At 35.6% G+C, this 12,300-nt stretch carries 6 protein-coding genes; all 6 read left to right on the top strand.

The window, feature by feature from the left end:
• Window positions 1-16 precede the first annotated feature (16 nt).
• Window positions 17-1,210, top strand: coding sequence for a cytochrome c oxidase subunit II (locus SD960_RS09865; protein ID WP_318802573.1), 1,194 nt, complete (start codon window positions 17-19; stop codon window positions 1,208-1,210).
• Window positions 1,211-1,242: 32 nt separating this feature from the next.
• Window positions 1,243-3,048, top strand: coding sequence for a cbb3-type cytochrome c oxidase subunit I (locus SD960_RS09870; RefSeq protein ID WP_042566284.1), 1,806 nt, complete (start codon window positions 1,243-1,245; stop codon window positions 3,046-3,048).
• Window positions 3,049-3,246: 198 nt separating this feature from the next.
• Window positions 3,247-4,269, top strand: a complete 1,023-nt coding sequence (ruvB, locus tag SD960_RS09875; RefSeq protein WP_318802575.1) for a Holliday junction branch migration DNA helicase RuvB — start codon at window positions 3,247-3,249, stop codon at window positions 4,267-4,269.
• Window positions 4,270-4,280: 11 nt separating this feature from the next.
• Entirely contained in the window at window positions 4,281-5,627 is a 1,347-nt protein-coding gene (locus SD960_RS09880) for a cytochrome P450 (RefSeq protein ID WP_318802576.1), read from the top strand.
• Window positions 5,624-6,550: a tRNA epoxyqueuosine(34) reductase QueG gene (gene queG / locus SD960_RS09885; RefSeq protein WP_318802577.1), complete on the top strand. Its 927-nt coding sequence runs from the start codon at window positions 5,624-5,626 to the stop codon at window positions 6,548-6,550. Before SD960_RS09880 ends, queG begins: the two co-directional genes overlap by 4 nt.
• 677 nt (window positions 6,551-7,227) lie before the next feature.
• Window positions 7,228-12,300, top strand: a 5,073-nt coding sequence (locus tag SD960_RS09890) for an HYR domain-containing protein (protein ID WP_318802579.1), incomplete at its 3' end; no start/stop codon positions are given.

The raw sequence follows: 12,300 nt of genomic DNA on the forward strand, positions 1-12,300 counted from the left end.
TTAAAGAAATAAACAGATGACAAGTTTGTTGGTAATTGTAGTTTTAGTTTTATTAGCAGTTGCATTATGGCAATTGACCAAGATATTTGATCTTACTCAGGTAGGATCTTCTTCGGACGATTCTCAGGTTGCATCAGATAATGATAATAATATTCAGGGATATGTTATGTTTGGCTTTCTGGCATTCATATATATATTTACAATTTACGGTTTACTAAAATGGGGTGGTTTAGCGCTTCATACGCCAGCTTCAGAGCATGGGCTTTTAGTGGATAGTTTAATGAATATTACTTGGGTTTTAATTTTTGTAGTTCAGTTTATTACTCAGGGTTTATTATATTGGTTTTCTTTTAAAAACAGAGGACATAAAGATAGAAAAGCATTATTTTTTGCTGATAGTAATAAATTAGAAGCGATTTGGAGTATAATTCCATCTGTAGTTTTAGCATGTTTAATTCTTTATGGATTGTATGCATGGAACAATATTATGTTTGTTGATAAAGATGAAGATGTAATTGAAATTGAATTATATGCTCAACAATTTAAATGGACTGCAAGATATGCAGGTCAAGATAATGTTTTAGGAAAAGCTAACGTTCGTTTAATCGAAGGTATAAATACTTTAGGTGTTGACATGTCTGATCCTAATGCTCAGGATGATATTATTGTTTCTGAATTGCATATACCAAAAGGCAAAAAAGTACATTTCAAAATGCGTTCTCAAGATGTATTACACTCAGCTTATATGCCTCACTTTAGAGCGCAAATGAACTGTGTACCTGGAATGGTTACTGAGTTTGCTTTTATTCCAACTTATACAACTGCTGAATACAGAGAGTTGCCATTTATGGTAGAGAAAGTTGCAAACATTAACAAACTTAGATCTGAAAAAAGTACAGAATTAGTTGCAAAAGGTGGAACAGCTTTAGATCCTTATACATTTGATTATTTATTATTATGTAATAAAATTTGTGGAGCTTCTCACTACAACATGCAAATGAAAGTTGTTGTTGATACTCCGGAAGATTATAAAAAATGGTTAAGTGAAAAAACTACTTTAGCTCAGGATATTAAAGCGGCAGCAGCTGCAGAAAAACCAGCTGAGGGAGCAGGAGCTACTACAGATAGCGCTAGTACTATTGCTAAAGATACTGTAAAAGCAGTTATCGATACTGTAAAAGCAGCTGTAGCTAAAGTTGCTATGAAATAATATTTATTTAAGAAAATTTAAAGTACACATATATGTCAGCAGAAGCGCACGATCACGATCACGGACACGATCATCACGAGCACGAACACCATCATAAAGACACGTTCATTACTAAATATATCTTTAGTATTGATCACAAAATGATTGCTAAGCAATACTTGATTACAGGTATTATCATGGGTATTATTGGTATTGCAATGTCTTTGCTTTTCAGAATGCAATTAGCATGGCCAGAGGAGTCTTTTAAAATTTTTAATGTTTTATTAGGAGACAAATTCGCACCAGACGGTGTAATGGCAAATGATATTTATCTGGCTTTAGTAACAATTCACGGTACCATCATGGTATTCTTTGTACTAACGGCTGGTTTGAGTGGAACATTCAGTAACTTACTTATTCCACTTCAAATTGGTGCGCGAGATATGGCTTCTGGATTCATGAATATGATTTCATATTGGTTGTTTTTCTTGTCTGCTGTAATAATGTTGTCTTCATTATTTGTTGAAGCTGGTCCAGCTTCTGCAGGTTGGACAATTTATCCACCATTAAGTGCTTTACCACAAGCGATTCCAGGTTCTGGAACAGGTATGACTTTATGGTTAGTTTCAATGGCTATCTTTATTGCATCTTCTTTAATGGGATCTTTAAATTACATTGTTACTGTAATCAACTTAAGAACTAAAGGAATGTCTATGACTAGACTTCCTCTTACAATCTGGACATTTTTCGTAACAGCTATTATTGGTGTTATTTCGTTTCCAGTATTATTGTCAGCTGCATTATTATTGATTTTCGATAGAAGTTTTGGTACTTCATTCTTCTTATCTGATATCTATATTGCAGGAGAGGTTTTACATTATCAAGGTGGTTCTCCAGTTTTATTTGAACACTTATTCTGGTTCTTAGGTCACCCTGAGGTTTATATTGTAATCTTACCAGCAATGGGACTTGTTTCTGAAATTATGGCTACGAATTCTCGTAAACCAATTTTCGGATACAGAGCGATGATTATGTCTGTTCTTGCAATTGCATTTTTATCAACTATTGTTTGGGGACACCACATGTTTATTTCAGGTATGAATCCTTTCTTAGGATCTGTATTTACTTTTACCACTTTATTGATTGCAATCCCATCTGCTGTAAAAGCATTTAACTGGATTACAACTTTATGGAAAGGTAACTTACAATTCAACCCTGCGATGTTATTCTCTATCGGAATGGTTTCTACTTTCATTACTGGAGGTTTAACTGGAATCATTTTAGGAGATAGTACTTTAGATATTAACGTTCACGATACTTACTTCGTAATTGCTCACTTTCACTTAGTAATGGGTATATCTGCACTTTACGGAATGTTTGCTGGTATTTACCACTGGTTCCCTAAAATGTACGGAAGAATGTTGAATAAAAACTTAGGTTATATTCACTTTTGGGTAACGGCAGTTTGTGCTTATGGAGTATTCTTCCCAATGCACTTTATCGGATTAGCTGGTTTACCAAGACGTTACTATACAAACACAAACTTCCCATTATTTGATGATTTACAAAATGTGAATGTTTTAATTACAACATTTGCTCTTGTAGGAGGTGCGTTCCAATTAGTATTCTTATACAACTTCTTTAGTAGTATTTTCTACGGTAAGAAAGCTGTTCAAAATCCATGGAGATCAACAACATTAGAGTGGACAACTCCAGTAGAACATATTCACGGTAACTGGCCAGGAGAAATTCCTCACGTATACCGTTGGCCGTATGACTACAGTAACCCAAATCATGATGTAGATTTTGTCCCTCAAAATGTACCAATGAAAGAAGGTGAAGAAGTTTTACACCACTAAGAAATAATAAAGAAAGGTCATCTGAAAAGATGGCCTTTTTTGTTTTTGGAAATTAGTATTTAGCTGAAAATTTCAATTACGGAAATGTTCTCAATTATTGGAATTGGGAATTTAGATATGCAGATTTGTTCCTGAAGTTCTGAATTTTATTAAAAATTATCTGTTTTACAAACTGATTACTTTGTCTATCTTTGTAAGATGAATGAAAACTTAGATCCTACTACAAAAGGATATAACCCTGAAGAACTAGATCTTGAAAAAAGATTGCGTCCGCTGTCATTTGATGATTTTGCCGGACAGGACCAAGTTTTAGAAAATTTAAAAGTTTTCGTGGCAGCTGCTAACCAACGTGGAGAAGCATTAGATCACGCACTTTTTCACGGACCCCCAGGACTTGGAAAAACTACTTTGGCTAATATTTTGGCAAATGAACTTGAAGTAGGGATTAAAATTACTTCAGGTCCCGTTTTGGATAAACCTGGTGATTTAGCCGGCTTATTGACAAATCTTGATGAAAGGGATGTTTTGTTTATTGACGAGATTCATCGTTTAAGTCCAATTGTAGAAGAGTATTTATATTCGGCTATGGAAGACTTTAAAATTGATATTATGATTGAATCTGGGCCAAATGCCAGAACAGTGCAAATCAATTTGAATCCCTTTACTTTAATTGGTGCAACAACAAGATCTGGATTATTAACCGCTCCAATGCGTGCGCGTTTTGGAATTTCATCCCGACTACAATATTATACAACGGAACTTTTAACGACGATTGTTGAGAGAAGTGCTTCGATATTAAAAATGCCAATTTCGCTTGACGCGGCAATTGAAATTGCCGGACGAAGCCGTGGTACACCTCGTATTGCAAATGCATTATTAAGAAGAGTTCGAGACTTTGCTCAAATAAAAGGAAACGGGACTATTGATATTGAAATTGCCCGCTATGCTCTTAAAGCATTAAACGTTGATGCTCATGGTCTTGATGAAATGGACAATAAAATTTTGTTGACTATCATCAATAAATTTAAAGGCGGACCTGTCGGACTTTCAACTTTAGCTACTGCTGTTTCTGAAAGCAGTGAAACAATTGAAGAGGTTTATGAACCATTCCTGATCCAGGAGGGGTTTATTATGCGTACACCACGTGGACGTGAAGTAACTGATAAAGCTTATAAGCATTTAGGGAAAATAAATACTAACATTCAGGGCGGATTGTTTTAATTCTGTTTAAAATGTCTGAGAATAAAAAATATAATTACCCTAACCGACTTTCAATATTTAGATTTTTTTTGGATGCTGAAGGAGTGCGTAAAAATCCTATTCCTTTTCATAAAAGATATTTTGATAAGTTTGGAGATTCTTTTTCTCTAAGAATTGGCTTTTCTAAGCACATAATTTTATCAAGAGATAATGAAGTTGCCCAATATATTTTGCAAAAAAATCAAAAGAACTATCATAAATCTAAGTTTCAGTCTGTTTATCTTTCTAAATATTTAGGAAAAGGACTTTTAACTGTTGACGGTGATTTCTGGCTAAAACAAAGAAGGCTTATTCAACCTGCATTTCATAAGCAAAAGATGAATCAGCTAGTTGAAAATATGAATCAAACAATTGTTTTAGAGCTTGATGATTTAATTGAGGAAAAACCTGTTGATCTTTTTCCAATTATGAGCCAGTTAGCCTTTAATGTTGTTGCGAAGTCTCTTTTCGAACTTTCAATTTCAGAAGAAAAATTAATTCGCATTAAATATATTATCGAAGAAGTACAGAATTTTTTAATTAAAGAAATTAGGCTTCCACATAAAGCCTGGTGGTTTTCTGTAACTGGTCAGGTTAAGAAACATCTTGAATTGGCAGAAGAGAACAATAGTATTATCAGGGAGATTGTTGAGGAGAGGAGCAGGTCTAAAGAAGATATTAATGATTTACTTAATATGCTTTTAGAAACACGATATGAAGATACAGGAGAAGGAATGTCTGTAAAGCAATTGGTTGATGAGATTAAAGTTCTATTTATTGCCGGTCATGAAACTACTGCAAATGCCTTGACTTTTACGCTTTATCTTTTGGGAACAAATACTGAGATACAACAAAAAGTTTTAGATGAAATTACAGCTATTGAATCTCAAACGGAAAATGTTGTTGAGCAGCTTCAGAAAATGACTTACACAAATGCAGTTTTAAATGAGGCTATGCGTTTGTATCCGCCAGCCTGGATTACTGACAGGGAAAATGTTGAAGATGATAATTTAGCGGGTTATAATATTAAGAAAGGAACATTAATTGGTGTTTCTTTTTATGAATTACACCGAAATCCAAAGTATTGGGAAAATCCGGAAGAATTTATACCAGAAAGATTTCTGGGTGAACAGAAGAAACAATCAATGCAATATTTTTATCCATTTGGAGCAGGACCCAGAATGTGTATTGGAGCAGGATTTGCTATTTATGAAATGTGTTTGACGATTTCTTATTTAGTAAAAAAATTCACTATTACATCTGTCAATAGTGAAATACAGTTCAATCCATTAATTACATTGAAGCCTGTTGGAGTAAAAGTTTTATTCTCTAAAAGATGACAATTAATGCTAAAGAAACATATTCAAAATTTATAAAAGCTGAAGCAAAAAGGCTTGGGTTTCTTTCTTGTGGTATTTCCAAAGCTGGATTTTTAGAACAGGAAGCGCCCCGACTTGAAAATTGGTTAAAGAATAACAGTCATGGCAAAATGGCTTATATGGAAAACCATTTTGACAAACGATTAGATCCTACTTTATTGGTTGATGATGCTAAGAGTGTCGTTTCGCTTTTATTAAATTATTATCCTGAAGAATCTCAAACTCAGGAAAGTTTCAAAATCTCTAAATATGCTTATGGTCAGGATTATCATTTTGTAATCAAGGAGAAATTAAAAGAGTTTCTTTTTTCTATTCAGGAAAATATTGGAGATGTTTCCGGGCGTGCCTTTGTCGATTCTGCTCCGGTTCTGGATAAAGCCTGGGCGGCCAAAAGTGGTTTGGGCTGGATTGGAAAAAACAGCAATCTCATAACCCAAAAAGTAGGCTCTTTTTATTTTATTGCAGAGCTTATTCTCGATTTAGATCTTGAATATGATCATGCCACTACAGACCATTGCGGTTCTTGTACAGCCTGCATTGATGCTTGTCCCACACAAGCGATAGTTGCCCCTCATGTTGTTGACGGCAGCAAATGTATTTCATATTACACCATCGAATTAAAAGAAAATATCCCTTATGATATGAAAGGTAAATTTGACGAGTGGATGTTTGGCTGTGACACGTGCCAGGATGTTTGTCCCTGGAATAGATTCTCAAAATCGCATTCAGAACCATTATTCAATCCTAATCCTGATTTGCTTTCTTTTACAAAAAAAGACTGGATTGAAATTACAGAAGAAACTTTTCGTACTGTTTTTAAAAATTCTCCTATCAAAAGAACAAAATTCGAGGGCTTAAAACGTAATATTAAGTTTCTTGAATAAAAGTTATTTTTAATTTTTCTACATTTTAAATGTAAATTTATTCCTTTTTTTTGTTTTTTCTTCGATTATTTTTTCTTTGAATAATATTCCTAATATGGCTGTAAAAAGTTGTAGGTTATTTTTGTTTTAATAAAAACAATAACAGATTGATTTATAGAGTGTTAGATTGAATGTTCACTTGTTTGTTTGTAAGGTGTTGTTGTTGTTTTCGCATCTTTTTCTTTAAAAACAAAAGATTTGATAAAAAATTAAGAATTTTCTGCATTATTATTATCAAATAGTTAATTTATGCGCATGCTTAAGTTAATTTTTGCTGATAAAAAGTGCCGTTCAACGTTTATCTTGGTAGTTTGTCGACGAAAGTATTTAGTATAGAGGGCTTTATATAATTTCGCGGCTCCAAAACTACTAATTTAATCCAGAGACAATTTTAGTCTTGAACCTATAATTACTTATGGTCCAAACACTACTTTCTTTTTGCATTGTTCTTGAAAAATCTTTTATGAGATTTTCAAAATCCATTTCCTTTCTTTTATCGTATCTGTCCTATATGCTGAACATATCGTTTGATTTTTCAGCATCTAATATTTCTATTATTCAAATTACAGTTGTCTATGTGTAACTTTACTCTTAGAAAGTTTAATTCAATTAAACTATTTACTTTTATTTTATTTTTAATGATTAGCTATAATGCTTCGGCTCAGTTTTATACCAAGCATTATATAGCGCCAGCGCCTTGGCAGTATTTTAGTAAAGCAAATGAAATTGTTATTGCGACGAATTCAACAGCAACTGTAAATATTACCGTTTCAAAAAGTGATGGTACAGTTATAACAACACTTACAGCTTCAAAAGGAACACCTGCAATATATAGATTTGCAGGAAAACCGAGTGCAGCTCCTGCGTTTGCGTTTAATACAGTTTTAAATGCTGCAGGATTAATCGTTACGGGTAGTGCTCCGATATCTATTAATTTACGAAACGTAGCTTCTGATGCCTTGGGTGGCGATGGTTCTGATCAGGATATTAAAGGGAATGCAGCATTGACTAGTTTTGGTGATGCCGGAATCGGGATAAGATTTAGAGTTGGATATTATAGAGATGGTTCTCTTGGAAATTTCAATAATTACGGTGATCAACGTCCAATTTACAGTGTAATGGCAATTACAAACGGAACAACCGTAACAATTGGAGGTGTTGTAACAGCAACTTTAAATGCAGGACAAAGTTATTTATTCAAAGCAGCAATTGGAACTTTAGTAGAAACTTCAAACCCAAGTGTTATGAATACTTCTGCTTTTATTGATACACCAAATGGTTGTGGAGATGGAGCTTTTAATCAAATTCCGCCAGAAGCGGTTTTAGGTTCAGAATATTTTATAGAAAGAGGAAAAGGAAACGATACGGCAGAACAAACTACTGTAATTGCAACTAAACCAAATACAAAAGTTATTGTAGATACTTATTCGGTAACCGGAGCTTTAGTATCAACAAAAACAACAACATTAGCAACAGCGGGTAGTTTTTTTACTTTTTTGAATGGTGTTTCGGGAGCTAATTTTTCAGCTTCAAGAGTTTCTGCAGATAACAATGTTGTTGTCTACTCAGGAACAGCTCAATCTTGTGAAGTTGATATTTCGACAATTGCTCCTGTCTCAGAATGTGGAGGATCGAAATTTATAGAGACAGCAAAATTTAGAAATTACGGTACAGGTTCATTACCTTATTTTGGATATGTTCTTTTAAAAGATGCAGTATCAAAAGTATATGTAAATAGTGTAGATATCGAAACAAAATCAGGAGTTTCTCCGCGTCATCAATTGGGAACGACAGGATGGTATTTGATAAATTTTGAAGACACTCAGATCGGAAGTCCGGATGTTCTTTCCATATCAAGTGATGCTAAATTAACGGTTTCGATTGTACAACAAGGTGGAGGATTCTCTATGGCAGGATTTTTCTCAAATTTTGCTGTTCAGCCAGAAGATCCAACTTTCAGTTATATTTCGGGAGGTGGTTGTACTAATAGTTCAGCCATGTTATCAACTCCAAGTGGATTCACTCCATATCAGTGGTATTATAATGGAACTGCTATTACAGGTGCCAATTCAAATACATATACTGCAACTAAAACAGGTTCATATTCCGTAGCGTCAACTTTAACTTGTGGTGCGCAGACTCAATCAAAACCTGTAACAGTTACTTTATGTACGGACTTAGGTATTACAAAAACAGTAGACAAAGCAACACCGTGTGTGGGGTCCAATGTCGAATTTACATTAACCTTATCTAATTTAGGCGTAAATAATGCTACAGGAGTTTCTGTAAATGATTTGCTTCCTACGGGTTATTCTTTTGTAAGTTCAACTCCATCGGTAGGAAGTTATAATTCAGGAACAGGAGTTTGGAGTATTGGTGATATCAATGCAGGTATAGCCGTAACATTAAAAATTGTTGCTAAAGTAAATGCTAACGGAGTTTATACCAATACAGCAATAATACCCGCATCTGTTTCGGATACTAACTCAGCAAATAATTCGGCTAGTGCTTCAACAACGCCAAATCCTTTACCAACAGTTATTGTTACGAATCCTGCTTCAGTATGTGCACCTTCAAAAGTTGATATTACTGTTCCTGCAATTACAACAGGAAGTACAGCTAATTTAACATTTTCATATTGGACAGATGCGGCTGCTACAATAACATATAGCACACCAACTGCTGCTACAGCGGGTACCTATTATATAAAAGGAACCACATCTTCAGGATGTTCAGATATTAAACCTGTTGTGGTAACAACCGCAATGGCGCCAAATGCAGGTACGTTGTCAGGTACACAAAATATTTGTATTTCAGGAACGACTACTTTTACATCAAATGGAAATTCGGGTGGAAGCTGGGCAAGTAGTGATACAGCAGTTGCTACAGTAAATGCACAAAGTGGATTAATTACAGGAATTGCTGCAGGTACAGCTACGATTACATATAAAGTTACAGGAACAGGTGGTTGTAATGATGCAAACGCTACAAGAAACATAACCGTAAATCCGACTCCAACAGCTTCCGTAACAGGAGTACTAACTTCATGTTATAATACTACATTGACAGCAGTTACCAATACAAGTCCTGCTGCTTATGTTTGGTATAAAGATAATCTTGTAATTTCAGGGCAAACAGCCTCTACATTAGTTGTTACAGCTGATGGAGATTATAAAGTTAAAGTTACAAATACTACTACGACTTGTGAAAATACATCAGCTGCTTCAACAGTTAAAGTTAGCGATACCCAAAAACCAACAATTACCTGTCCGTCGAATGTTACAGCTGTAGCGGATGCCAATTCATGTGTTGCGACAGGAGTTATTTTAGGAACACCAACAACAACTGACAATTGTACAGGAACAATCACGGTTACCAATAATGCACCATCAAGCTTTCCAATCGGAGTTAATACTGTGACTTGGACAGCCAAAGATGTTTCAGGAAATACGCAGACTTGTACTCAAACAGTAACAGTTACCGATACCCAAAAACCAACAATTACCTGTCCGTCGAATGTTACGGCTCTAGCCGATGCTAATTCATGTGTTGCTACAGGAGTTATTTTAGGAACACCAACAACAACTGACAACTGTACAGGGACAATCACGGTTACCAATAATGCACCATCAAGTTTTCCAATTGGAGTTACAACTGTTACGTGGACAGCAAAAGATGTTTCAGGAAATACGCAGACTTGTACTCAAACAGTAACAGTTACCGATACCCAAAAACCAACAATTAGCTGTCCGTCGAATGTTACGGCTGTAGCCGATGCCAATTCATGTGTTGCGACAGGAGTTATTTTAGGAACACCAACAACAACTGACAACTGTACAGGGACAATCACGGTTACCAATAATGCACCATCAAGCTTTCCAATCGGAGTTACTACTGTGACGTGGACAGCAAAAGATGTTTCAGGAAATACGCAGACTTGTACTCAAACAGTAACAGTTAGCGATACCCAAAAACCAACAATTACCTGTCCGTCGAATGTTACAGCTGTAGCGGATGCCAATTCATGTGTTGCGACAGGAGTTATTTTAGGAACACCAACAACAACTGACAATTGTACAGGAACAATCACGGTTACCAATAATGCACCATCAAGTTTTCCAATTGGAATTACAACCGTTACGTGGACAGCCAAAGATGTTTCAGGAAATACGCAGACTTGTACTCAAACAGTAACAGTTAGCGATACCCAAAAACCAACAATTACCTGTCCGTCGAATGTTACAGCTGTAGCCGATGTAAATTCATGCGTTGCTACAGGAGTTATTTTAGGAACACCAACAACAACTGACAACTGTACAGGAACAATCACGGTTACCAATAACGCACCATCAAGCTTTCCAATCGGAGTTACAACCGTTACGTGGACAGCCAAAGATGTTTCAGGAAATACGCAGACTTGTACTCAAACAGTAACAGTTACCGATGCCCAAAAACCAACAATTAGCTGTCCGTCGAATGTTACGGCTGTAGCCGATGCCAATTCATGCGTTGCTACAGGAGTTATTTTAGGAACACCAATAACAACTGACAACTGTACAGGAACAATCACGGTTACCAATAACGCACCATCAAGCTTTCCAATCGGAGTTACAACCGTTACGTGGACAGCCAAAGATGTTTCAGGAAATACGCAGACTTGTACTCAAACAGTAACAGTTACCGATGCCCAAAAACCAACAATTAGCTGTCCGTCGAATGTTACGGCTGTAGCCGATGCCAATTCATGTGTTGCTACAGGAATTGTTTTAGGAACACCAACAACAACTGACAATTGTACCGGAACAATCGCGGTTACCAATAATGCACCATCAAGCTTTCCAATCGGAGTTACTACTGTGACTTGGACAGCAAAAGATGTTTCAGGAAATACGCAAACTTGTACGCAAACGGTAAAAGTAGTAGGCCCAATTAAAGCAAATGATGATACTGTGTCTTCACTTAATGGATTTTCTGGAGGAGTTGCCATTTCAAATGTTTTAAGTAATGACCTTTTAAACTGTAGTGCTGTAGTTACAAGTGATGTAAATGTTACTTTAGCAAGTAGTTTACCTTCTGTTTTGACCTTTAATACTACAAATGGATCAGTAGCAGTTAAACCACAAACTCCTGCTGGTACTTATTCATTTGATTACACAATTTGTGAAAAATCAAATACAACTAATTGCAGTACAGCATCAGTTAAAATAACAGTTGTTGCTCCAGTTATTGACGCTGTAACGGAAACGACAACATCCATCAACGGAAACACAGGAGGAACAACAGCATCTTTAACAGCTAACGATACTCTAAAAGGAAACCCGGTTGTAATTGGAACAAATCCCGGAGAAGTTAAACTAACCGGAATCACGGTTCCAACAGGATTGACATTAAATGCAAACGGAACAGTAACTGTTGCAGCGAATACTGCAGCCGGAAACTATAACGTGGAATACAGCATCTGTGAAATTACAAATCCAACAAACTGTGATACAGTAATTTCAGTGGTTGTTGTTGGAAAACCAACAATCGACGCTGTTACAGAAACAACAATATCACTTAATGGCAATACAGGAGGAACAACAGCATCTTTAACAGCTAACGATACTCTAAACGGAAATCCGGTTGTTATTGGAACAAATCCAGGAGAAGTAAAATTGACCGGAATCACGGTTCCAACAGGATTGACATTAAATGCAAACGGAACAGTAACT

The sequence above is a fragment of the Flavobacterium sp. MMLR14_040 genome, from assembly GCF_033657265.1.
In the GTDB taxonomy this organism is placed as follows: Bacteria; Bacteroidota; Bacteroidia; order Flavobacteriales; family Flavobacteriaceae; genus Flavobacterium.

What these genes read in the sequence shown, in the direction of transcription:
- SD960_RS09865 (WP_318802573.1), top strand. Translation starts at nt 17, where the DNA reads ATGACAAGTTTGTTGGTAATTGTAGTTTTAGTTTTATTAGCAGTTGCA.
- SD960_RS09870 (WP_042566284.1), top strand. Translation starts at nt 1,243, where the DNA reads ATGTCAGCAGAAGCGCACGATCACGATCACGGACACGATCATCACGAG.
- ruvB (WP_318802575.1), top strand. Translation starts at nt 3,247, where the DNA reads ATGAATGAAAACTTAGATCCTACTACAAAAGGATATAACCCTGAAGAA.
- SD960_RS09880 (WP_318802576.1), top strand. Translation starts at nt 4,281, where the DNA reads ATGTCTGAGAATAAAAAATATAATTACCCTAACCGACTTTCAATATTT.
- queG (WP_318802577.1), top strand. Translation starts at nt 5,624, where the DNA reads ATGACAATTAATGCTAAAGAAACATATTCAAAATTTATAAAAGCTGAA.